Source organism: Treponema bryantii (assembly GCF_900113965.1).
GTDB classification, from domain to species: Bacteria; Spirochaetota; Spirochaetia; order Treponematales; family Treponemataceae; genus Treponema_D; species Treponema_D bryantii_A.
The window spans coordinates 199493-223382 of sequence record NZ_FORI01000005.1; the positions used below are offsets into that span (position 1 = coordinate 199493).

Here is a 23890-nt window from a genome sequence, read left to right on the forward strand (position 1 = left end):
ATGTTAGACGTACTTACCGATGCCGACTACGAATTGTTCCGCAAAGTAATTTATGATGAAAGCGGAATCACTTTTTCGGCTACAAACAGATCCATTCTCGACAGTCGAATCAAAGAGATGCTTCGTAAGAAGAATCTCACTACTCCACAGGAGTACTATGAACTGATTTCCAAAGACCCGGAAGAAATGAAGATCATGCTGGATGCAGTTACAACCAACCTGACCCGTTTCTTCAGAAATCAGCCTCATTTTGATTCGTTTATTAATTATGTAATTCCTCATGTAATTGAGAATAAAAAGGCTTCCGGCGACCGTACAATCAAAATATGGAGTGCTGGTTGTTCAACTGGAGAGGAACCTTACACAATCGCTATGATTATGAAGGAAATCTGTCCTCCAGACTTTACATTCCAGATTACAGCTTCTGATATTTCGCTCAAGTCTATCATGACAGCACAGCAGGGCTACTACCCTGAAGCTCGTGTAGACGGAGTACCAGAGAATTACCTTTCTAAGTATTTTACAAAGGTTGATGGCGGCTATCAGATTAAGGATGATGTTAAGAAGACAATCCGCTTCGATTATCATAACCTTAAGCATGATTCAGGAGCCAGAAATCTTGATGTTGTTTTCTGCCGTAACGTACTTATCTATTTTGATGAGCCGGCACAGTTAGCCGTAATTAATCATTTCTATGATTCTATGGGACCTAAGTCTTATCTTTATATTGGTCATTCAGAATCATTGTTTGGAATGAAAACCAATTTTGAGTTTATTAAGACTGAGTGGGCTTGCTTCTACGGTAAAGGCGTAAACAAATAGGTTATTTTTTTGCGGAGTTTATAAAATGGATGATATTTCGGTAATGATATGCGATGATTCTGCATTGATGCGGAACCTCATCGGTAGAATTGTTGATGAAACAACTGGTTTGACTGTATGCGGAAAAGCAGAAAACGGTCAGGACCTTATAGACAAACTTCAGACTGCAAAACCGGATGTAATTCTTCTTGATATTGAAATGCCGGTAATGACAGGTCTTCAGTTCCTTAAGAAACGAAAGGAATTGAAACTTGATGTACCTGTAATCATTCTTTCAAGTGTGGCAACAGAAGGTGCCGCAGTTACTATTGAATGTCTTGAACTTGGTGCTTCTGATTTTATTACAAAACCAGGTGCATCTGTTACTCTCAAGATTGGTGATGTAACAAACGAAATCATTGAATATATTGCTTCTTATGGTGGTGCTTATGCTGCTATGCATGGCAAGAAAATTCCTGATCCGGAATTCTTCCATCACCAGATTAAGCTTAAAGAAGCTGAGCGCTTTGTAATTAAGAAGAAGGGTGAAGAGACCGCTAAATCTGTTTCTATTACAAAACAGGACGTTGTTCCTTCAAGCTGGTTCCAGCCAAAGGTAAAAGAGCCTGTTGTAATTACTCCAGAGCGTGAAGGCGGAAAGATTGAGCTTATTGCCATTGGTATTTCTACTGGTGGTCCAAATGCTCTTCGCGAAGTATTTAAGGATATTGATCCAAATCTTAAACAGCCAATTCTGGTTGTTCAGCATATGCCTGCAGGCTTTACTAAGGAATTTGCAAACAGCCTTGATAATATATGTCCGCTTAAGGTAACTGAAGCAGAGGACGGAGAACCTATCCTTGGCGGTCATATTTATATTGCTCCTGGAAGTTATCATATGTTTGTAGAGCATAAGCCTCTTGGAAACTTTATTAAGCTTTCACAGGATGATCCTAGAAACGGTCATAGACCTTCATGTGATGTTCTTTTTGAATCTGTTGCAGAAATCTTTAAGAATAAGGCTCTTGGTGTAATTATGACTGGTATGGGCCGTGATGGTGCTGCTCAGATTACAGAAATGCGAAAGAAGGGTGCCTGGACACTTGGTCAGGATAAAGACTCAAGTATTGTTTATGGTATGCCAAAGGTAGCATTTGAGATGGGCGGTGTTCAGAAGCAGGTTGCTCTGGCTGATATGGCTGGAGAAATCAGTGCACTGGCAAAAGAACACCTTCTGGCTTAGTCAGCTTTCTCAGACTCAGCATCTGTATCATGACTGAAAATCCCGATCTTCATGATCGGGTTTATTTTTCTTGTCTTAATAAATACAAATATTACTGCAATCGCAAAAAGAACTACTGCACAGATAAAGTGGAAAACCTCTGGTACATCATCATTCTTTTTGAGGACATGCCATAGGGGAGCGGCAAGAAAATCGCCTGCAAAGGCCATGGCAATTGGAACAAAAAGATATAAAGTATCTATAAGGCGTCTGAGGTTTGTGCGGTGGATATTCTTTTCGACAATTACAATATTGTTTTTTTCTTTATCTTCCATTATTTTTCAATTTCCTTAATTCTTGCATCACAGGCTGCTTCGCCTTTATGGTTGTGAAGAACAGAGTAGGTGTCGCGAAGATTATAAAGAGCATCGAGATAGTATGGATTTATTGAAACAGCCTGCTCAAAAAAGTTTGAGGCTTCGAGATAGTTTTCCTGCTGGAATTCAGTTACGCCAAGAAGATTCCATAAATGAGGATTAATTGGATTAAAGTCCAGGGTATCCATGCAGATCTGCTGAACCTTAGAGTATTTTTTCTGCATAAGGCAGATAGTTGCAAAGGTTTCTCCTACATCTTCCTTCTCTGGAGCGATGTGGAAGGCCATTTCGAGGGCATTTTCTGCTTCTGCAAGCTTGCCTGCGTCGCGGTAAGTGACTCCAAGATTGAACCACAGAAGATAGTTATCCTTGTCGATTACGATAGCTCTCTTAAAGCATGCAATAGCTTCTGTATAAGAGCCGTCTGAAGCGAGGATAATAGCCTGATTGTTTAAGGTATCTGATCTTTCTATCATCTGAAATTCTCCGGAATCATTGATGTAAAGAGCTCTGTAATCTGTTCTGAGTTGAACTTACGGCAGCTTTCAATAATCAGTGTGCGGCCGCGTTCCGCAGCCTTTTCAATACAACCGCTTTCCTGCAAGAGAGCAATACATTCTTCAACTGCAGGCGACTCAATTCCAGCCGCGGCCGCCGCTTTCATAAAGTCAGCGAGCTTAGACCTGTCGCTCGGGCGTTCCGCCGCATGAATGAGAACCGGAAGGCTCTTTTTTCCTTCTACAATGTCATCGCCGCGCTTTTTACCCGGGTTGCCTGTAGTTAAGTTGATTACATCATCTATAATCTGAAATCCTATTCCAATATCTGCTGCAATGCCGCCAAACTGTTCAGCTTCTTCTGCAGAAAGTCCGCCTGCTATACAGCCAAGCTTAGCAGAAAGGCTTGCCAGAGTTCCGGTTTTACTTTTTACCATGGCAAGATATTCCTTTTCTATCGGGAAAACATCTGGATTTCGGTGCCAGTAAATATCCATGGCCTGGCCAATGTGAAGGCGGCGAAGCTCATTTGTGTAGGTCTTGTATAATTCAAGTTTAAGGCCATCTGGTGCAGTAAGTCTGTTAATGCATACCGGGGCTTCAAAATAAAGCCAGGAACCCGCATTAAGGGCTGTATCAAGGCCGTAAGTAATATGAGCTGCAGGTTTACCTCTGCGGAGGTCTGCATTGTCTTCTATGTCATCATGAATAAGACTTGCTGTGTGTACGAACTCTACAAGCGGAGTGATGGAATAAGTCTGCTCTTCTGAAAGGGCAGGGGCTCCGCTTTTCTGAGCTGCCATTTTGTAGCAAAGCATCATCAAAAGAGGGCGCCAACGCTTTCCACCAAGGCTGATGAGCGCGTGGTTAGGTTCTATGAGTTTATCTATGTATTCTGTAGAAGCCCCTTCCGGAAGATTCCCGAAAGAAGAGAAGGTCCAGTCGCCTGTGGCAGAGGTTTGCGGCAGGGCGGCTTTGAGAGAGGTTTCGATATTATAAAGTATCTGCTTAAATTCATTATTCATATTTTAAAGTATATAGAAGATTTGGAAAAAAGACAAATAAAAGAAATTCACATTAAACACACTATTTGTGCACAATTTATATGCCTTCATCAAGGCACGCTGCGCTCAAGGCCTTGACAAAGGCATTTTCTAGGTTGATAACAGATTATCAACCTAGAATCCACAATTTATCCACATTTTAACAACCGTACTGTGTCAAAATGACTTGTCAATAGGGTTTTGAAAAAAAAATACGAAAATTTACGAAAATTCTTGAAAAGTTATGTAATTCTATATAATACAAAGAATTAGAATACGTGCTAATATCATACTTTATTTTTTAATTTATTATTTAATTAAATTATGCAAAATTTTAGTTTGATGATAGGACTAAATTCGTAAGTTATCCACACTTTATCCACAGTCAATGTTTCACGAAATTTTGTGAAACTTTCACAAACTGCCTGAAATAAAAAAAAGACCCTCAGCGCACTGAAGGTCTTTTGTGAGCATTTTATTCAACTGGCTTAACCGAGCGAAACTTCACCCATTTCATTGATAGCAAGAATTGAGCGGCAGCCTGAACAGCGGAAGCGTCCAGACTTAGTTGCACGGAGCTTTTTATTGCAAACAAGGCAGGAGATTACAAGAGGGAATACAGAAGAACTAGTTGTTGCGCCTCCATTATTAAAGAACGCAATAGCTTCATCAGCAGTACTCTTAATATTGAAGAACTGTGAGAATCCAAGCAACTGAAAAACTTCATAAACTTTTGGCTGAATCTCAAGAAGAATTACATCTCCTCCCTTAGGTTTTACAACCTTGAGGAACACAGTAAAAGAACCGATTCCTGTAGAAGAAACGTAGTTCAATGAAGAACAGTTAAAAATTAAGTTAATAAACCCCGCATCCATTACTTTTTGAATCTGTTTTTGAAAGAAGCTGGAATTATAGGTGTCGATATATCCACTAAGATAGATAAACATACCATGTGGGACACCTTCAGCTTTTCTCAAAGAGATAGTAAGGCTGTCATCTTTGTCGTTGTCAAAACCAGGAATAATTCCATTGTTATTGTCCATATTACATCCTATCTTCTTATTATATCTAAGAAATGCATTATATGTCAAACTTATTATCGGTATAAACGCAATTTTTCTTCATTACTTTTATATAGTAAATTTTCTCAATTTTATGCCGATAATTATAGTGTATAATAGTAGCCTAAACTGAATGTAGGACAAATATGAAGAAAGCATTAAAATTAGCCTTGATTTATCTGGTTATACTGATCCTGGGAACTGTTCTGGGAACCCTTTTGTATTCTCTTTATTTGAATCTGCTTGGATTTATTTCCGGCCGTGATATTACCTTTTTTACCGATACAGAACTCTTTCAGTCTTTATTCTATGTAATGCCATGTATGCTGATTTTCATTATTCCTGTGATCTCTTATTACCGCATAAGACATCCGGGTGGAGTGCTTCAGTTTATTGTATTTATTATTCTTTGTCTTATTACCTGGGTAGTTTTAATGCCTGCTACCTTAAAGCTTAGAGATTTCTGTAATAAAAAGTTTAACTTCCAGATCGAAAGGGAAGCTCTTTCTCCAAATTATTTCCGTAAAGTGGATGATAAGGTTTATTATTTTACAAGAGAGTTTGAAAGTTCGGGAGCGGGCTCAGTTGCAGAAGCTCCGGCTATTATAATTGATACTTCTGAATATGGTGAAGTTGATTACAGAGTGATTGGTGATTACCCTGGATTTGCATTGAACAAAAAAGCTCTTCCATATAGAGAGGTTCAGCTTAAAAATATCTTTGGTGCAGATGAAAATCAGATTCCAATTGACTTTAAGCTTTTGATTACAAAAATCAACAGTGAATATACACCAGATTTAAGACAGCTTTTGCTTCTATTTTCTTTTGTTCTTGTTATGTGTTCGATATATGGAATTACCGGTTTCTTTGACTGGCGCCTTTTAAATGCAGTTATTCTGTTTATTACCGTTGCATTAATTTTGTGCGTTAATTCTTTATATTACGCTCCTCAGTTTGACATCCTAAAGTCTCGTATTATGTCTAACGGATTTTTCAGAGGCTTTGGTGGAATTGTAAGTGAACCGATTCTGTTCTTAATCAATTGCTTCTTTGCACTTGTTTTTATAATTACTGGAATTGTTAAATTCGCAGTTCGTCAGCATGCTAAAAAGGCTAGATAGGGAAGGGTGGCTATGAAAAAAATATTTGGAATACTTTCAATCTTCATAGGAATTGGCCTTATTGTAAGCTTTGTGATGGGCTTTTTGAGCGATGTTCCTTCTACAGTTCCACAGTCTTCAATTGTTGTTTATAAGATTATGACAAGTCTCCAGAATTTTGGAAGATATATTCCTGGAGTTGCTATTACCGGTTTTGTTGTAAGCTGTTCTGTTCATTTTGGCCGCAATTCAGAAGGAAGTACAGAGCGATTCTCAAAAGCAATGATGGACCGCTTTAAGGTAGTAATGATTGTTTCTATATCAGTTGCCTTCTTACTTACAATCTGTACAGAAGTGCTGGTTCTTGTTACTGCAAATAAAAAGGCTTCTATTATTAACAGACCAAAAATCGTAAATGATTATATCAATGTAGGAAATAAGCTTTTTGATAACGGCTACTATGAGCGTGCCATGAATTATGCAGACGCTGCTCTTAAGCTGAGTCCGAACGAAAAGAATGCTCTTAATTTACGTGACCGTGCAGATGTTGAAATTAACCGTGCCAGAACTTCGAATATTCGTTTTAAGCTTTATGAGTCTGTAGAAGAGGCGGAGAAGGTTGACCGCGTAGTAATTGATGCAGAGCAGATTAATGAAGTTTACAAATTGTATGAAAAAGCTCAGACAGCATATGATAAAAAAGAATGGTTTAATGCGCATTATTATTCTGAACTTGGAATTAAGCTTGCTACTTCTAAAGATCCAAATCTTGAAGAATTAAAGAAGCTTTCAACTGCTGCCTGGAACAATCTTACTGAATATCATAATCTTGCAAAAACTGAAGGTCAGCTTTTGTTTGAAAAGAAATATCAGGGCTATCTTGCACTGGTACAGAAGGATGACCTTAAGGCTTATTATATTTTCCGCGAGCTTTATCAGTCTTCACGTGAAATGCAGTCTGACCCGGATGTTGTGTTCTATCTTCAGATTGCAGAAAACAGAATTAATGAACGAAGCTTCTTTGTTGATGAGACTTTTGAGCTTAAAAGCTTTGAGAGTGCAAATGACGTATATTTTGCCTATGAATATGCGGATGGCTCACAGGACGTTATTTACTTTAAGGGTATGACAACTGTGGCTTCTACAGGAAACTCAATTCAGTATCTGCGTGCGCTCACAATTGTTTCTGTTACACGTACAGGTGAGATTTTCAGAACAATGACTGTTCCTTATGCAAAGGTTCTGCCGGTTTCTGTAAAAACTCTTACACCTACAACTAAGGCTCTTATGGGAATTGATGACAGTATTGACTGCGTTCCTTATATTATGCTTAAGTCTGTTGGCCGCGATTCTCCAGAGATTCATAATGAACCGCTTTATACTTATCAGAATGGTGAGATTGCAACTACACCTGAATATCTGCTGCTTTCAATTCCTTATGATAATTTCCTTCTTCTGGAAAAATCAACAGCAACTCCAGAATCTATGTCTCTGCCGTCTTTGATACGTCTTGTTCATATGGCAGAAAAATACGGCTTCTGTCCTGAAGTGTACGGTCAGGCTATGATGAACAGAATATTCTATCCTCTGTGGATTCTTATTCTCTTTATTCTGCTTGCAGGCTTTGGCTGGAATAACAGAATTGATGCAAATCAGTATTTTAAGTTCTCATGGGCCTTTGCCTTTATTCCGTTTATCTTTGTTTCGCTGCTTTCTTACAATATGATAATGTTCCTCTTCCGTCTCATAAATTACGTTCTGCTTGGAGGCTTAGGCATTTCGGGCGGTATGATAACGGGACTGGTTCTCTACGTTATAGTATTGATTTGTTCGTCAGTATTCTTTGTTTCAAGACATTCGAGAATTTAGTTTTTTATAATTTCTATTTGAAGCCCGGTCTTTTTATATTCTCTTAACAAATTGCGCTGCGCGTGAAAGCGGCGCAATATTTGTTTATACGAAAGATGGTCGCGGTTTCGGGCACGGCGAAGTCTTGTAAAAAATGGAGCTGTTACAAAGAGGATTTTTTCACAGCGGGCAAGAAGCTCCGGTGTTTTATAAAGCACGGTTGCATTTATGATTGTTTTTTTATGTTCACTGATAAAGTCTTCAATCTGCTTTGTGATAATTGGGTACACAATTGATTCCTGAATCTTCAAAAGCTCAGGGATTGCAAACAGAAGCTTACCGAGCGCACGGCGGTCGATTGTGCCGTCGGTACGAGTAAGCTTGAGATTCTGCTGTTCGGCATAAGGAATAAAGGTATCGAGAATGCGGTCTTTTGCAATTTCGATGGCACTGTGTACGAGAATGTCTGCGTCTACGGCAGCCCAGCCTTCGCTCTGGAGTTTTGCACAGATATAGTTCTTGCCGGCGGCCATTGGGCCTACGACGGCGATCACCTGAGTTTCTGCTTTATTGTCTGCCGGAGCGGCTTTGCTGCCTCTATCAAACATTAGTGGAATTCTCCCCAGTTTTTGCCATATTCAATACTAACGCGCAGCGGAACGTTGAGTTTTACTGCGTTTTCCATCTTATCTTTTATGAGTGCGATTGTTGCGTCGATTGTTGTCTGGTCGTCCGGGCATTCAAAAATCAGTTCATCGTGAACCTGAAGAAGGAGCTTTGCCGGTGAGCCGGATTCTTCGAGGGCGGCAGAGACGTTGAGCATTGCCTTTTTTACAATGTCTGCGGCTGAGCCCTGAACCGGAGTATTAACGGCGATGCGTTCTGCTGCTGATTTTTCTACCTTATTTCGGCTGTTGATTGCGAGAATAGGGCGGCGGCGGCCGAAGATAGTTTCTACGTAGCCTGTCTGTTCTGCTTTCTGGATTGTTTCTTTGATAAAGGAATCTACGCTGCTGTACTGGGCAAAGTAGTTTTCAATAAACTGGCTTGCCTGTGTACGGCTGATTCCAAGGTCGCGGGCAAGGCGGAAGGCGGACATTCCGTAGATTACACCAAAGTTGATTGTTTTTGCGGTGCGGCGCATATCCGGGGTGACTTCGTCTGGAGTAACTCCGTAGATAAGGGCTGCGGTGGATTTGTGGACGTCTGTTCCTTCGATGAAGGATTTACACATATTTGCATCGTTTGAAAGATGAGCAAGAACTACAAGTTCAATCTGAGCGTAGTCGGCAGAGATGAGAACTTTGCCGTCCGGAGCGGTGAAGGCTGAACGGATGCGGCGGCCGGCTTCATTGCGTACCGGAATATTCTGAAGGTTTGGTTCGCGGCAAGAGAGGCGGCCGGTGGCGGTTCCTGTCTGTACGAAATCTGTGTGTATGCGGCCCTGATTATCTGTAAGCTTTGGCAGAGTTTCAACATAGGTTGATTTGAGCTTTGCCATCTCGCGGTAGTCGAGAATCATGCGAGGAACAGGATCTTCAAAGGCGAGTTCTTCGAGAACTGATGTGTCGGTTGAGTAGCCGGTTTTTGTTTTCTTTCCGGCTTTAAGACCTCGTTCTTCAAAGAGAACTGTCTGAAGCTGTTTTGGAGAAGCAATATTAAACTCGTGTCCAACTTCCTTATAGATTGCCTGCTCTGCGGCTGCGATTCCTTCTGTGAGTTCTTTGTTGTAGGCATGGAGGGTAGCGGTGTCCAGATGGATTCCGGTGAGCTCCATGCGGGTGAGAACGGGGAGGATAGACATTTCGAGAGAGAAGAGGTTTGTAAGGTGATTACGGTGGTTGAGCTTGTCGAAACTACCGTTAGCCGCGGTCATTTCGACAGGCTCAATGACCGTATTTTCCTGCTTCTTATACAACTTCAACGTGAAGTCGGCGTCTTCGGCGGCGTATGGTGCGGCTTTTTCGAGTGGGACGTCGGCAAAGGTCTGGCCTTTTGAGACGATCTCGGAGAACTCGATTCCTTTGAGACCGAGTACTGTTTCTCCGAGGAACTCGAGGGAGTAGCCGTTTTTGCCAAGGCGTTCAGGATTCTGAAGCCAGGCGTATATCATTGTGTCGTGAAGTTTTGCCTTTAAGATTTTATTGATGATAGTGTCTGCATCCTTGAAGCCTGCTTTTCTGATGTTTGTGGCAAGCACCTTGAGGTCGAACTTTGCGTTGTGCATTGCGATGGTGAGGTCTGCGTCAAAGAGGCGGAGAAGCTGTGTGAGGGCGTCTTTGAGTGAAACTCCTACAGTTTCTGAGAAGAGGTCGCCATCGTCACGGGCGATTGGTATGTATACGGCTTTTCCTTCTTCGTAGCAGAGGGAGAAGCCGAGGATGTTTGCGGTTATTGTGTCCAGGCCGTCGGTTTCGCTGTCGTAGGCTACTGACTTTGATTTTAGAGCGGAGTCTATGAATTTCGTGAGGTCCGCGAGTGTGGTGATGGCCTTGTAAGATGAGGTGTCATTTTGGGTGATTGAATGAATAATCGAGCTCTCTGATGAAGGACAATCAGGCATAGCCTGATTGTGCGCATTTTGGTGGTCAAGCCTAAAACAACCCGCTGCCGCAGCTTGTTTTTTAACGGCTTCCCCATTAGAGCGGGGGAAGACTTCCCCTTCCATCTTTTGACCATTTTCAACTCCAAGCGCAGCGTAACTTTTGGCTACGGCTGGAACACCGAAACTCATGAGGAGGTCGGCGGCGGCGTGGTAGTTGAAGGTGTACTTGTCGGAATTAATGGCGGCGTCGATGTCAGGGCACGGAACGGTGTCGCAGAGGCGGACGAGGTCGCGGCTGAAGTAGGCGTCCTTTTTACCGTCGGCGAGCTTTTTCTGCATTGCGCCTTTGATTTCGTCGATGTGGGCGTAGATGCCGTCGAGGTCACCGTAATCGCCCAGGAGCTTGGAAGCGGTTTTTACGCCGACTCCGTGAACGCCAGGAATATTGTCGGCGGTATCTCCGTAAAGGGAAAGCAGGTCGAGGAGCTGAGGAGGCTTAACACCCCATTCGGCTTCAACGCCTTCTATGCCGGTAACCTTCCAGGTATTTGCGCCTGATTCTGGCTTCATAATCTGAGTGGTTTCGTCTACGAGCTGCATGAGGTCCTTGTCACCGCTGAGGATGCGGCAGGTGCGGCCTGTTTCGCGGCACTTGCGGGCTACTGTTGCAATAATGTCGTCTGCTTCGTAGCCGTCGCACTGAAGAACCGGGATTCCGAGGGCTTTGAGGGTGTCGCAGATCCACGGAATCTGAGCGTGAAGATCTTCCGGAGTTTTTGGACGAGTTGCCTTGTACTGGTCGTACATTTCGTGACGGAAGGTTTTTGTTTTGCTGTCCATGGCTGCAACTATGTAGCCTGGCTTGTAATGTTCAAGGATAAAATGAAAGTTTCTGAAAAAGCCGAAGAGGGCCGAAACGTTTTCGCCGCGCGGGTTTGTGAGCGGACGGTTTATAAATGCAAAATAGCTGCGGAAAATAAGGCCGTAGCTGTCCAAAATGTATACAGTTTTCTCATTAAATTCGTTTGTTGACATGAGAATATTTTAGACGAAATGCAGGGCGCGTGCAAGTTCGGAAGGAAGGTAATTGTATATTTGGAATAAAAAATCTGACGGGCGGAGCGGGCGATGGGTGCGGACTGCCTCTTGACGTCTTTGCAGACTTGCATGAAAAGAATTCGAGGATTTTCGCTTGCGAAAACCGCAGAATTCTTACCCAAAAACGGAAAGCGAGCATGTTCGTACCCAGCGCCAGCGGGAGCCCGTCAGATTTTTTTATGAGCCGGTATTTTTACAATTACCTTATTTACGGCACCTGTTAAGCGCATCAGTAATATTGTCAAAAATATTCTCACGTCCAAGAGTATCTGCCATGCCTGTTTTCTCAAGCAAGAGATAAGGCTGTGTGTGAATACCGCTGATTACAATTGTAATTCCCTTGCGGTCACATGCGGCTTTACACTGTTCAAGAGCCTTAATTCCACCGGCATCAAGATAAATTGTGTTTCTCATGCGGAGAACAAGATATTTACAGTCAGACTGTGCGCGCTCTGTTGCAAGCTCGAACTTACGTACTGTACCGAAGAAGAGAGGTCCTTCAATTTCGTAAACGAAAGTCTGTGGCGGAATGTCGAGGTTTTCTGCAGGCTGATCAACCTTGATACCGCCGGTAAGTGTTTCTCTCTGATTCTGAACTTCTGAAAGATCAATCATCTTCTTGATGAAGAAGAAGGCAGCAAAGCCAAGTCCAACTTCAATAGCAACTGTAAGGTCTACGAATACTGTGATAAGGAAGGTAACTGTGAATACACAGATATCTGATTTCTGTCCTTTGAGCAGTGAGCGGATAGCAGGGAAGCCTGCCATGTTCCAGGCAACGTTGATAAGAACTGCTGCAAGGGCTGCCATTGGGATATAAGCGGCATATTTTCCTGCGAACAGAAGAATAATCAAAAGTGTGATTGCGTGGATGATTCCGGCGATTGGTGTGCGTCCGCCATTCTTAATGTTTGTGGCTGTGCGGGCAATAGCACCAGTAGCTGGGATTCCGCCGAAGAGTGGGCTTGCGATGTTTGCAATACCCTGGGCGATAAGCTCAGTGTTTGAATCGTGCTTTGAACCAATCATACCGTCTGCAACTACAGCAGAAAGAAGGGATTCAATTGCGGCGAGAACTGCGATTGAAATTGCTGTAGGGAAGAGTGTTGTGATTGTCTTAAGGCTGAGAGCTGGCAACTGTGGCTTTGGAAGTGTGTTTGGAATTACAAAGTGCTGTGAGCCGTCTGCGAACTTTCCGATTGTGTCTGTGTGAAGGCCTGCTGTTTTTTCAAGGATAATGCTTACAACTGTAGCAAGAATGATTACAACAAAGCTTCCAGGAATCTTTTTAATAAACTTAGACCAGATAAAAATGAAGGCGAGACAAACTGCAGCCATGATTGTTGAATAGAGGTTGAAGCTTGCAGCCGAGCGGATGTAAACGATGATTTTTGGAAGGAAATCACCAGGCATCTTTGAATACTCTTCACCAAGAATCATCATTGGAGTTGAGAAGTCCGGACGGAGTCCGAAGAAGTCTCCGAGCTGTCCGGCAGCGATTGTAACTGCAATACCTGCTGTAAAGCCTGTAACGATTGTGTAAGGAATAAACTTTACCAGACCGCCCATTTTAAAAGCGCCGAGAAGAATCAAAATGATTCCGGCCATAACGGTTGCGGTGGCGAGGCCTGAAAGTCCGTACTGAGCAACTACTCCATAAACGATTACTGCAAATGCACCTGTAGGGCCGCCAATCTGAACGCGGCTTCCGCCAAATGCAGAAATACAAAAACCTGCGATGATTGCGGTAAAAAGTCCCGCCGCAGGATTTACTCCCGAAGCAATGGCAAATGCGATTGCAAGTGGAAGTGCAACAATGCCGACGATTACACCGGCGATGAGGTCGCTCACAAAAGTCTTTGAATTATAAGTCTTGAGCGAATTAAGTAACTCTGGTTTAAACATAGTGAGAAGATTATACCGAGTTTACATGAGTGTGTCATGCTAAAGATTTATTCGTGTGTCTCTTGTAATCACCGTCTTTCGTGCATTTTCGAGGGTGTCGTAATCTGCGTAGATGTAGGTAGAGCCTTCTGTTCTGGTGATAGCTGTGTATGCAATCTGTCTGTTCAAAAGCGGATGGCCTGCCTGTTCTGGTAGAAGAACCAGAATTGCTTTATAACCTGAGCCCTGTGATTTATGAATTGTAATTGCATAGGCAGTTTCAATTGACTCTTTGGGTAACAAGTGAAGAGGGTAGAATATATAGCTTTCTTTCTGGAAGATTCCTTGTTGTGATAACGAACGTTCGTTAGTCATGTTTGGTGACGAATCAGATTTAGTCTTAATTTCTTTTTTGACCATAAGATATTTTAAATCGTTATGTTCAACAACAATGCCTGAGTCACCATTATAAAGACAGAACAGGTTCTGGTTTTTTGTGAGAATTAAAAGCTGGCCTGTAAAGTACTCATCATCAGAAGTAAGCTTTTGTTTATTTAAAATATAACTGCAGACTTCTTTGTTAATTGTCTCTACACCCTGAAGACCTTTTCTTTCTGCACATAAAATGCGTGCTGTACATGCAAGTTCCCAAAGTTCATTGATTTTTTGAATTTCAAAATCTTTTGTCGCTTCATGTGCTTTATGTACAAGCTGAGTAAAGAAAGTGTCGGCCCATGAAGCAATTATTTCATTTAGCTGATCTTCGCGTAAAGCATATTTTTTTTCTGGAATAAATGATGTAACCGGGAACTCTCCTTTTGCGGGAATGGAGAAATTATTCTGTGTTTTCCAGGCCTTCCATTCTGTAAGGTTTGCAAGATTCTTTTCCAGAGGAGTTTCTTCCTGCATTGCATTTTTGAGACGGCCGATATCTGAATTATCATTAAAGCGGCTGGACTGTTTGAGTGCTGCTACACTGCCTTTTTTGTTTGCAAGAAGTTCACCAAGGACTGCACCTGCCTGAACAGAAGGAAGCTGGTCTTTATCCCCCAGAATAAATATTCTGGCTTTTTCCGGAATTGCTTCGAGCAGGGAACAGAAGAGAGAAATGTCAATCATACTTGCTTCATCAATTACAAAAATTGATTTTTCATCAAACTGATTTTCTGCGTTATATCTGAAGCCGTTTGTTGAAGGATTAAAACTGAGAAGACGATGAATTGTTGAAGATTGTGAATTGTTGAGTTTTTCAAAAACTGCATGGGCAATGTCGTGCTCCTGGCCTGCCGGAATTGCATTGAGATTGAGGCGGGAAAGAGTTTCGGAAATACTTTCCTTCATGCGGTCTGCGGCTTTTCCACTTGGGGCTGCAAGATACAAAGAGTAATCCATAATGTCTTTTGTTGAAAAAAGTTCCCACAAAAGATAGCAGACTACGGTGGTCTTTCCAGTTCCAGGACCTCCGGTAATTATGAGGTTTTCGTTCAGACCGCGAAGAATTGCATCTATTTGTTCATCTTTAAGAATCATTGGAGTGTGGCCTTCTGCAGTAGTAAGTTTCGTAAAATATTCACGAATTCTTACCTTTTCTTCTTCAAGAGGCGGAATTGTATTGTGCTGCATTATGAGCTTGATGCGTTTTTCGATAATCAGTTTTGCCTTAAAATATTTAGCGGCAAAAAGCCATCCTTCATCAATTACAAAGGGTTTTGAAAAGCTTGTTGTACTTTCATCATCATAATATTCGATGAGGTTTGGAAGAAGCTGCCGGGAGATTTTTGGAAGACCTTCTTTTATGATTGCTTCAAAATATTTATCATCTTCGTTTTTTTGTTCAAGATGATTTTCTATGAGGAGGAGACCTTCCCATTTTTTCTGCCATTTTTCTGTGAGTTTTACAGCGTCCATTGGAATACAGATATTACCATCATCGAGCTGTGAAAAATAAATGCAGAAAACTGCAAGAGCTTCAAACTCTGCATTTGGCTCGAGCTGGATAAGTACATCCAGAACTTTTTCCCAGACAAGAGAAAGACAGTTCATGTTTTTCAGTTTTTCGCAAAATTCTTTGAGTTTAAGTTTTTCTGTTTCCTTCATGTTCTGTCCCCTTAGTCTGCAATCTGTAAATCTTTAAGGATTTTCTTAAAGGCATTTTCGAGTTCCTGCCAGCTCTTCCAGGTGCGCGCATAGATTCCGCTGCAGGTGCCAGCATTACAGCCGCGTACGTAAGTGTAATAAATACCACCGAAGTGGTTTTCAAAAACTTCAGCTTCTGTTTCATTTTTATAGAAAGAAGCAAGCCATTTTATGAGGCTGTAAGAATATAAAACGCGCTGGATGGAATACCTGTCATCAGAATGGGTTTTGAGAACGGCTCCGTCAGCATACTGCGCTTCTTCAAAAGAGTCACTCTTCCAGTCGAGTATGGAATAGAGCTCTTTTCCGTCGACGTTGCGTTTGAAGACGAGGTCTATAAAACCGTTGCAGTAGTTTTTCAAAATATCGGAGAGGTCGGCGTTCATATTAAACTCTGCTTCGCTTATACGGTCTTCTGGGGCCAGTTCGCTAAGGCTGAAGTAACGGCAGGTTTGTGTGGCGCCGGAAATTTCTGGAAGCTTTGCATTAAGGGTGTTCCACAAAATCGATGAGGTGTATGTGAGCCAGTGGTCTGGATCTTCTGGCGGAATGCTCAAGGTCTGCTTCTCGAAGCAGGCCGTTATGAGACGGTGTATGCTCTCATCATTTTCAGCAGCTGCAAAATCAGCTTTTTCAAAAACTTCATGAAGTGCAATACCAAGTCGTGCTCCCTTAGGATAATTGTATGGAACAGAAATTGTCGGAGTGCTGTGATCCTGTGAATCTGGATTTGCTTTGTATGTAATTGGATTTTCTGTCGCATCAAAACCTGCAAGAGAGACGTGTTGTAAATCAGCTCCTTCTTTATCTGCGCGACCACCGTTTTCAGTCATGCTTTCTGATGTCGAGTTTGCGATGGACTCTGCAGCAGTTTTTTTATGAGAAAGGGAAGAGTAAGAATGCTTGTGAAGAATCAGAGATGGAATTTTGGCTGAAAGACGTTTTGCTTCTGCGAGCTGCTGCTCTTCAGTAAAATCATTTTCTGAAGCTTGCCCCTGTGGCTGTTGTGCCTGAGTGTTCTTTGTTTCTTTGAGAATGAGCTGAACATCATTCTGGAGATCTTCATAATTTTTATTATTGTCTTTCACTTCTCTTACATAAAGAGGGGCCTTGTTATCTTTTTCTTCAAAAAGGGCAAGAATATTATTTCGCAGGAATGCGTAGATACTTGATTTACTTGAGTCTACAGCCGGATCCCAGACATCATAAAGCGGAAGCATGAGAATGGAAGAAGCTCTTGTGTATGCTACATAATAAATTCTTTCGCGTTCATAATCTTCTTCGACGGTTGTCTGCTGTTTTCCATAAGGTGAAAAACTCAGCTTTGTGTTGCACTGTGCATCATGATAAAGATAAGTGTGCGCTACATTTGGATTTCTGGCTTTTAGGCCGGCCGGTACAATAACAACCGGGAATTCCAGTCCCTTTGAAGCGTGTATTGTCATGAGCTGAACACAGTCAAAATCAGTTGCTTTTTCAACAATGTTTCCATCATCAATTGAAGAATCAGAATCAGTTGATAGGCGTAAAAGATGTTTGCTTACATCTTCGAGTGAGCTGTCAGTTTTGTACAGATAGTCTACAGCATAATTTCCAATTTGGCGGATTTTTGCGAGTGACTGCATTTTATCGAGTTTAGAAAGCCTGTTTTCTATCATTGTATCAGCAAAAATCTTTTCCAAAAGTTTTGCCCATTTTCTCTGTTGTGCTAACTGCTGCCACTGAATTATCAGCTGTCTTTCTGGAGAAGCCGGATTATCATATTTTTCATCCTGAATATTTTCTATCGGGATTCCAAAGAAATCTGTGAACAGCGCTTCGCTTAAAATTGTACGATTATGGCCTGTAAAATCTTTTGCGGTAATTGCATTAAAAAGAGAAATCCAGTTTGTACATTCTTTTCCATAGAAGAGATTTGCATCCTTGTAGCGAAGAAACGGAATACCGGCTTTTTTGAGGGAGCGTTCTGTTTCTGTAAACTCAGAAGATGAGCGTACAAGAATGGCAAAGTCACGGAAGCTTACATTTCGTAAACCGTCTTTGCCATTTACTTGAAGTTTTGTTTTTCCATCTACCCATGTACAACAGTCTACAATTGTCTGTGCTGTGAGTTTTGCAAAATCTTTTTCGGTAATATTTTTATCTTCATTGCCTGCTATCCAGAATGGATTAACTTCTTTACCTGAATATTGTGCAGGTGCCTTCTTACCATTAATATCGGAAGGTGAAAAAGTAATTCCCGCTTCCGGAGAAAAAAAGTTCCTGAACAGGATATTACATCCCTGTACAATTTTATTTGTTGAGCGATAGTTTTTTGAAAGCTTACAGGCAAGACCATTTTGTTCTGCAATAGAAGAGATGGCTTTGTTATAAACATTGACATCAGCACCCTGAAATGCATAAATAGACTGCTTTGGATCACCTACAACAATAAGAGTGTGTTCTGTGTCTTCCAGAAAAACGGTTTTAAAAATGTCCCATTGTTTCTGGTTGGTGTCCTGAAACTCATCTATAATTGCGAACTCATATTTTTTCTGAAGCTGCTTTTTCAACTCACAGGCTGGATTACAAACTGCTTCGCGTACACTACGGAGCATATCGTCGTAGCTCTGAGCTTTGTTGTTTTCTTTTTCCTGCTGCCAGGCAATGTAGAGTTTTTTGAGTTGAATGAGATAAAACTTTGCTTTATTGAATTCTGCTAATTTGTCGTAATGAGCTTTGGTTCCTTTACCAGACAGAACACTTACGAATTCAGTTTTAATTGAATCATAATCAGTTTCTGAAAGTTCAAGAAGATTATCAATTTGAGCAAAAGTATAAATCTGAGACGGGCGGTTTTTCTTTTCTTCGGTTTTAATATAGATATCATCAAGCGATACAATATCTTTTATTTCATGATTATTGTTATCAAGATAATATTTTGAAATTGCATGTTTGAAATCTTTTTTAATTGCATTTATAAATGAGGATTGTTTTTCTGCACTTTCAAATAGATTTTTGAATTGTGAATCAGTGATTAAAACATCACGAATCCAGCGATCTATAAAATCGTCAATTGCAGTATCTTCAACCAGAGTAAGATTTGCACATTGATTTGCTGTAAATGAAAATTCTGAAAGGGTTTTCTGACAGAACGAGTGAATTGTGAAAATCGGTGCATTGTCTACGTCTTTTTCGGGACAGGCTTTTCTGATTCTGTCGCGAAGTTCACCTGCGGCTTTTTCGGTATAAGTTACAACCAGTATCTTTTCAAGTTCAAAATCTTCTTTAACAAGCTTTTGGATAATTCCTGTGATTGTATAAGTTTTACCTGTTCCTGCTGAAGCTTGAATAAACATTGAATGTTTTAATTCAGAGCGGTCTTTTATTTCAGAAAACTTATTCAAATCAAATTCTGTAAGTGTCATATTTTATTCTCCCGCTCCGTCAAAAATTTTCAGATATTTTATCAGCTGTTTTTGATGCATCTTTGCTTTACTCCATTCTGCATCAAAGGTCTCGTCGGTGTAGCCAAGATCTGAATCTAAATCAAATAGTTTCTTCTTTGAAAAATAAGTCCACTCAGTATGACCATAATCGCTCTGCAGTTTATCTTTAAATTGATTAAAAGAAAAAATAAATTGTTTTTTATAAACACCTTTGAACTCTTCCTGAATTAAGGAAAGTGGTACAGATTTTTTATATTGATCTATAAACATGGCTTTATATATTTCATTTAAAATAGATCTTGCGTCTGCTGGTGTTGCCTTAAAGTTTTCCGGCTCTGGAATGGAAGCTGTGCCCTGAGTAAAAACTAGAACATGTAAATTTACATCATATACATTTTTATCATTGTCCGGCTGTGCTGCCAGCAGAAGAAGTGAAGTTATATAACCTGAAATAACATTATTTGAACCTGAAAGTTCAAGAGTATTTATGATTTTTGTATCAGTATAATTTTTATCATACCAGGCAAGTTCACCGGAGATATACCAGTCTTTTTGAGTGATACCCGAAAATTGTGGTATATGATGCATTTTATTTTCGTTAAAAATCAAGCTGCCGGCAAATGGACATTCAGTTGTTATTTTTTCAAGAATGGTTTTAGCATTTTCGAAAACAGTTTCAACCGCAGCTGTTCCAAAATAACTGTCTGGAAGAGAATTGAGAATACTTAAAGTTAAAGAAATCTTTTCAGGAGTAATATCATTTTTACCCTGTAATTGAGAAATAATATAATCTTTTCGGATTTCTGAATTTACTTTGTTGTTTAAAAACAGCGGTTCGAATTCCAGTTGTTCCTTTTCTTCATCATCATAATTATTTGTAAGTTTTTGATAAACATAAAATATAAAAGGTTCATTCAAAAACTTTTTCATCTGACTGATTGTGATTCGGTCGGGGAGTGTTGCTGCTTCCTGTGGAGCATCTGTCTGAGTTTGTGATGATAAAGAATCCTGTGAATCTTTACTGTACTGAAGCGCAATAAAGTTGTGCTTATTTCGGTACTCGCGTTGTGTATACAGCTCGTTCCATGGGCGGTCTTCATCAATCTTTATGCTGTTTTCTGTAAAGCTTGAATCGTAAACAGTTTTGAAAAGATCTTCGAGTACAGAGCTTTTAAAATATTCTTCGTCTTTCTGAAGATTTTTATTTACATAACTGAAAAAAAGTCCTTCGCCGGCGGCCATAAGCTGGCAGAGAAAAGCGTTTTTGTTTCTGTCTGGAATTGATTCGTCTCCTGCCAGACGTTTATCTTTGTCGCCCCGAAGATCAAGCTCATTTTCGTTATCAACTCCGGGGAAAGCCTTTGAGTCAAGGCCTAAAAAGAAAACATACTTTGCAGAAAGAATACGGTTTGATTCAAAATTTGCAAATGTGATTCCCTGTGTAAGAATATTAGCGCTGTGAAGAGTTACGGCTGCAGAACGATCAAAAAGCGCATTTGCAAAACAATCTGTAAAAACGTCTGGAGAAGCAGTGAGCCGCTGACGTTCAATCTCTTCTACAACGTTCTGAAAAACAAGACTTTCGTTATAAAGATTTTCAGGTATGTTGTCGTCAAGTAAAAGCCAGCTCTTCAAAAGTTCTTCCAGCCGGTTTATATCTGAAATATCAAGTTTTTCTTTTTGTGAATAAGATTCCCATTCAACAAGTTCATCAATGATCTGAATAAATTTATAGAGAGAATTATTATCCGCTGTGGTCATTGTTTCAAATGGTAAAAACTTACGCTCGTTAGTTTCTACGAGGTCTGAAGTCAGCCGGGCAAGTAACAGTCTGTTTTTTGCTTTCTGCCATTCTTCATGTCCATTGCGGTCACGATAGATATTTAACTTAGAAGACCAGTCGGCCCAGTTTGAAACATCCTCATCTGAAAAGTCACGAACACTCTGTACAAGATAATTATGAAGAAGTGAAAAAACATCTGAACGGCTAAGGTAACGCTTTTTGAGAATTCCAAAAAGAATGTTGAGTGCCTCAGCCGTTAATGAGCGTTCTCCGGAATAATCTGCAATTGTATATGGAATATAGGGGAAGTTTGAATCTGCTGAAAATAAATCATTCTGATCAAAGACTTGTTCAATTGCTGTTCTGTAATCCTGGATTTTTGGAGCAACAACCAGAATATCTCCAAGCTGTGTATTATCATTCTTTGAAAGAAGCTTACAAATGTTTGAATGCACAACTTCTATTTCACGGAGACGGGTAGGGGCACCGGTGAGTGTGAGCGAAGTGTCTGCAGCGTTATAAGCTTCGGCTGCAATCTCATTGTCTTGTACAATTGACTTTTGTATACGTTGAAGCAGAGAATCAGTTTTATTAAAAACTTGATCTTCGGAAATTGCTTTTGCAGAACAGTTTGTACTCCATAGAGCTAACTGTTCCCTTCCAAAATCTCCCCATTTTGAAAGTAACTGATTTGCAGGTTTTTCTGGAATCTCTGTAAACTGAAGGAAAACTTCAAGGGAATAATCCTTAGAAAAATCTTCAAGAATATTTCGGTAAATCTGACCAAGGCCTGTAAAGCCAAAAATAAAAACCGGAGTTTCTTTGTTCCAGTTAAAGCGGAGTGTGCCGCCGTTCTCTTTTTTATTTAGTTTTACAAGCTGGTAAAGGGTAAGATATTTTTTGTTTTCAATTTCAACACCAGACTCTCCAATTACATCGTCATAAAGTTTTTGCTGCCATGGTGAAAGAGACAAAACTTTTTCTAATGTGTCCGGGCGGGTATCTTCATAATCAAGAAAAAGACTAGCTATGGTCTGTGCAAAATCATAAAGATGATTTGCGTTTATTTTTTCGGGAGATGATTTGTCTCTAAGATAAGTAATTATCTGAGGCTCACCTAAGCTTTCAAAGTAGTATTTTTTATCAGCGGTTTTAGAAGTAAGCTTTGTTATAATAAGGTCGCGAAGAAGTTCAACAGAAAGTTTTTCGGTTTCACAGTTTTCGGGAGTTACAAGATCAAAAAGAAACTGCTGGATTCGCAGTGTTTTGAGGTTCATCAAAATGGAGTTTCCGGCGACCTTTCTTTTAAGCCAGTGAAGCTTGAACCATTGTTCGGTTTTAGGGTCTGGAAAAACAACAGCTGGTGAATTAAATGGAGTTGTCCAGTTCTGCATGATTTTTTCAATCATTGTTTCTGCAAGCTGATTCAAATTCCACGAAGTATAAACACTTTTCATACGAGACCTCTAATATTAATATATCATGTTTTTAATGGCTAGTAAAAAAAATCACATAAGAAGTGAATTTTGTTATAGTCAAAGTTGCAAAGTATTGTATACTTAGTACTATGAATACTAATGGATTTAAGCAGAGAGGTAGCGGCGTTCTTATGCATATTTCATCGCTGCCTGGACCTTATGGAATTGGAACACTTGGAAAAAATGCATACCAGTTTATTGATTTTTTACGGGAAGCAGGTCAGTCGTACTGGCAGATTCTGCCCGTTTGTCCTACCAGCTATGGAGATTCTCCATATCAGAGCTTTTCAACATTTGCAGGAAATCCATATTTTATAGATTTTGAATTGCTTGAAAAAGACGGACTCATTTCTAAATCAGATTATGAAGGAATTGACTGGGGCAGCAACAAGTCTTATGTAGATTATGGTTTGCTTTATGTAAAGCGTCACGAGCTTTTTGCAAAGATTCAGGAATATTTTGAAAAGAATACTCCATCTGATTATAAGGCTTTCTGTAAAAAGAACGCCTGGTGGCTCAACGACTTTGCTCTCTTTATGGCTGTAAAAGATGCTCACAACGGAATTGCTTTCCTGGAATGGGAAGACGATATCCGTATGCGTGAGGAAAAAGCAGTAAAAGAGTGGACTAAAAAATGTGCCCGCCGCATCGAATATTACAAGATGCTTCAGTATCTTTTCTTTAAGCAGTGGAACGACCTTCGCGCTTATGCTGCAAAAAATGACATTAAGATTATTGGTGATATTCCGATTTATGTTGCGGCTGATAGTGCAGACGTATGGACTCATCCGGAAAACTTTAAGCTTAATAAGAAGCGTGTCCCGGTTGAGGTTGCAGGCTGTCCTCCGGATGCGTTTACAGAACTCGGACAGCTCTGGGGTAACCCGGTTTATAACTGGAAGCAGCACAAGGCAGACGGTTACGGCTGGTGGAAGCAGAGACTTAAGGCTAGTCTTGAGATTTATGATATTTTGAGAATTGACCATTTCCGCGGATTTGAATCATTCTATACTATTAAATATGGTATGCCTGATGCAAAACTTGGTGTATGGCGCAAGGGACCAGGAGCAAACCTCTTTAAAGAAGTAAAGAACGAATTCGGCGATGTACCAATTATCGCAGAAGACCTTGGTTTTATGACTGATGAAGTTCGTGCAATGCTTAAGAAGTGTGCATTTCCTGGAATGAAGGTTGTTCAGTTTGGTTTTGATGGAACTGCAGACAATGCATATCTTCCAGATAACTATCCTGAAAACTCAATCGTTTATACAGGAACTCATGATAATGATACAATTCTTGGCTGGACAGAAACAGGTAGCCCGAACGAAGTTGAAAATGCCATGAAGTATCTTAAGGTAGAAGAGAAGGCTGATGTTCGTGAAGCAATGATGAAGGCCGCTCTTAACAGCAAGTCTTTTGTTTGTGTTCTTACAATGCAGGATTTGATTGGTCTTGGTCATGAAGCAAGAATGAACACACCATCTACAGTTGGAGATAACTGGAAATGGCGTGCTACAGAAAAGCAGATTACTAAGAAGATTGCAACCTGGTTGAAGAAAGCTACTGAAGAAGCTGGAAGATAACTGCCA

15 protein-coding genes are annotated in these 23890 nt (G+C 40.5%); 5 read left to right on the top strand and 10 right to left on the bottom strand.

Going from position 1 to position 23890, the window contains the following annotated elements:
• Both BM161_RS08065 and BM161_RS08070 read left to right on the top strand, forming a co-directional pair.
• Positions 1-822, top strand: coding sequence for a CheR family methyltransferase (locus BM161_RS08065; protein ID WP_074931491.1), 822 nt, complete (start codon positions 1-3; stop codon positions 820-822).
• A gap of 25 nt (positions 823-847) precedes the next feature.
• A complete protein-coding gene (locus BM161_RS08070) occupies positions 848-2044 on the top strand; it encodes a protein-glutamate methylesterase/protein-glutamine glutaminase (protein ID WP_074931492.1) in 1197 nt (398 codons plus the stop codon).
• Here the strand turns inward: BM161_RS08070 and BM161_RS08075 are convergent.
• From BM161_RS08075 to BM161_RS08090, 4 genes are all read right to left on the bottom strand, one after another.
• The gene (locus tag BM161_RS08075) at positions 2041-2358 is read right to left on the bottom strand and encodes a hypothetical protein (protein ID WP_074931493.1); all 318 of its coding nucleotides are present in this window, start codon (positions 2356-2358) and stop codon (positions 2041-2043) included. The two genes, BM161_RS08070 and BM161_RS08075, sit on opposite strands and share 4 nt — an antisense overlap.
• On the bottom strand, positions 2358-2876 hold the full coding sequence (locus BM161_RS08080; RefSeq protein ID WP_074931494.1) for a tetratricopeptide repeat protein: 519 nt from the start codon (positions 2874-2876) through the stop codon (positions 2358-2360). Before BM161_RS08080 ends, BM161_RS08075 begins: the two co-directional genes overlap by 1 nt.
• Positions 2873-3922, bottom strand: a complete 1050-nt coding sequence (locus BM161_RS08085) for a polyprenyl synthetase family protein (RefSeq protein WP_074931495.1) — start codon at positions 3920-3922, stop codon at positions 2873-2875. The genes BM161_RS08080 and BM161_RS08085 overlap by 4 nt, the downstream gene beginning before the upstream one ends.
• A gap of 506 nt (positions 3923-4428) precedes the next feature.
• Positions 4429-4983: an STAS domain-containing protein gene (locus BM161_RS08090; RefSeq protein ID WP_074931496.1), complete on the bottom strand. Its 555-nt coding sequence runs from the start codon at positions 4981-4983 to the stop codon at positions 4429-4431.
• 164 nt (positions 4984-5147) lie between these two features.
• Between BM161_RS08090 and BM161_RS08095 the strand changes: the two genes are divergently transcribed.
• Complete coding sequence (locus tag BM161_RS08095; protein ID WP_074931497.1) at positions 5148-6122, top strand: hypothetical protein; 975 nt, start codon at positions 5148-5150, stop codon at positions 6120-6122.
• A gap of 12 nt (positions 6123-6134) precedes the next feature.
• Positions 6135-7970, top strand: a complete 1836-nt coding sequence (locus tag BM161_RS08100; protein WP_074931498.1) for a hypothetical protein — start codon at positions 6135-6137, stop codon at positions 7968-7970.
• Here BM161_RS08100 and coaE read toward each other — a convergent pair.
• The 6 genes from coaE to BM161_RS08130 all read right to left on the bottom strand — a co-directional run bounded on the left by coaE (position 7967) and on the right by BM161_RS08130 (position 22280).
• The gene (gene coaE / locus BM161_RS08105) at positions 7967-8557 is read right to left on the bottom strand and encodes a dephospho-CoA kinase (protein ID WP_074931499.1); all 591 of its coding nucleotides are present in this window, start codon (positions 8555-8557) and stop codon (positions 7967-7969) included. The genes BM161_RS08100 and coaE overlap by 4 nt on opposite strands.
• Positions 8557-11529 carry a DNA polymerase I gene (polA, locus tag BM161_RS08110; RefSeq protein WP_074931500.1) on the bottom strand — a complete coding sequence of 991 codons (2973 nt, stop codon included), beginning with the start codon at positions 11527-11529 and terminating at the stop codon, positions 8557-8559. Before polA ends, coaE begins: the two co-directional genes overlap by 1 nt.
• A gap of 267 nt (positions 11530-11796) precedes the next feature.
• Positions 11797-13497: a SulP family inorganic anion transporter gene (locus tag BM161_RS08115; RefSeq protein ID WP_074931501.1), complete on the bottom strand. Its 1701-nt coding sequence runs from the start codon at positions 13495-13497 to the stop codon at positions 11797-11799.
• 39 nt (positions 13498-13536) lie between these two features.
• Complete coding sequence (locus BM161_RS08120; protein WP_074931502.1) at positions 13537-15573, bottom strand: ATP-dependent DNA helicase; 2037 nt, start codon at positions 15571-15573, stop codon at positions 13537-13539.
• An 11-nt stretch (positions 15574-15584) separates the two neighbouring features.
• Positions 15585-19019 (bottom strand): UvrD-helicase domain-containing protein, encoded by a 3435-nt coding sequence (locus BM161_RS08125; RefSeq protein ID WP_074931503.1) that lies wholly within the window; start codon positions 19017-19019, stop codon positions 15585-15587.
• 3 nt (positions 19020-19022) lie between these two features.
• Positions 19023-22280, bottom strand: coding sequence for an exodeoxyribonuclease V subunit gamma (locus tag BM161_RS08130; RefSeq protein ID WP_074931504.1), 3258 nt, complete (start codon positions 22278-22280; stop codon positions 19023-19025).
• Positions 22281-22390: 110 nt separating this feature from the next.
• On the opposite strand from BM161_RS08130, the gene malQ reads away from it, so the two are divergent.
• On the top strand, positions 22391-23884 hold the full coding sequence (gene malQ, locus BM161_RS08135) for a 4-alpha-glucanotransferase (protein ID WP_074931505.1): 1494 nt from the start codon (positions 22391-22393) through the stop codon (positions 23882-23884).
• The last annotated feature ends 6 nt before the right edge of the window (positions 23885-23890 follow it).

Excerpts from the sequence above, each read along its gene's own strand:
- BM161_RS08130 (WP_074931504.1), bottom strand. The coding sequence starts at position 22,280 with ATGAAAAGTGTTTATACTTCGTGGAATTTGAATCAGCTTGCAGAAACA.
- BM161_RS08120 (WP_074931502.1), bottom strand. The coding sequence starts at position 15,573 with ATGAAGGAAACAGAAAAACTTAAACTCAAAGAATTTTGCGAAAAACTG.
- BM161_RS08065 (WP_074931491.1), top strand. The coding sequence starts at position 1 with ATGTTAGACGTACTTACCGATGCCGACTACGAATTGTTCCGCAAAGTA.
- BM161_RS08070 (WP_074931492.1), top strand. The coding sequence starts at position 848 with ATGGATGATATTTCGGTAATGATATGCGATGATTCTGCATTGATGCGG.
- BM161_RS08090 (WP_074931496.1), bottom strand. The coding sequence starts at position 4,983 with ATGGACAATAACAATGGAATTATTCCTGGTTTTGACAACGACAAAGAT.
- BM161_RS08115 (WP_074931501.1), bottom strand. The coding sequence starts at position 13,497 with ATGTTTAAACCAGAGTTACTTAATTCGCTCAAGACTTATAATTCAAAG.
- malQ (WP_074931505.1), top strand. The coding sequence starts at position 22,391 with ATGAATACTAATGGATTTAAGCAGAGAGGTAGCGGCGTTCTTATGCAT.
- BM161_RS08125 (WP_074931503.1), bottom strand. The coding sequence starts at position 19,019 with ATGACACTTACAGAATTTGATTTGAATAAGTTTTCTGAAATAAAAGAC.
- coaE (WP_074931499.1), bottom strand. The coding sequence starts at position 8,557 with ATGTTTGATAGAGGCAGCAAAGCCGCTCCGGCAGACAATAAAGCAGAA.
- BM161_RS08085 (WP_074931495.1), bottom strand. The coding sequence starts at position 3,922 with ATGAATAATGAATTTAAGCAGATACTTTATAATATCGAAACCTCTCTC.
- BM161_RS08080 (WP_074931494.1), bottom strand. The coding sequence starts at position 2,876 with ATGATAGAAAGATCAGATACCTTAAACAATCAGGCTATTATCCTCGCT.
- BM161_RS08075 (WP_074931493.1), bottom strand. The coding sequence starts at position 2,358 with ATGGAAGATAAAGAAAAAAACAATATTGTAATTGTCGAAAAGAATATC.
- polA (WP_074931500.1), bottom strand. The coding sequence starts at position 11,529 with ATGTCAACAAACGAATTTAATGAGAAAACTGTATACATTTTGGACAGC.
- BM161_RS08100 (WP_074931498.1), top strand. The coding sequence starts at position 6,135 with ATGAAAAAAATATTTGGAATACTTTCAATCTTCATAGGAATTGGCCTT.
- BM161_RS08095 (WP_074931497.1), top strand. The coding sequence starts at position 5,148 with ATGAAGAAAGCATTAAAATTAGCCTTGATTTATCTGGTTATACTGATC.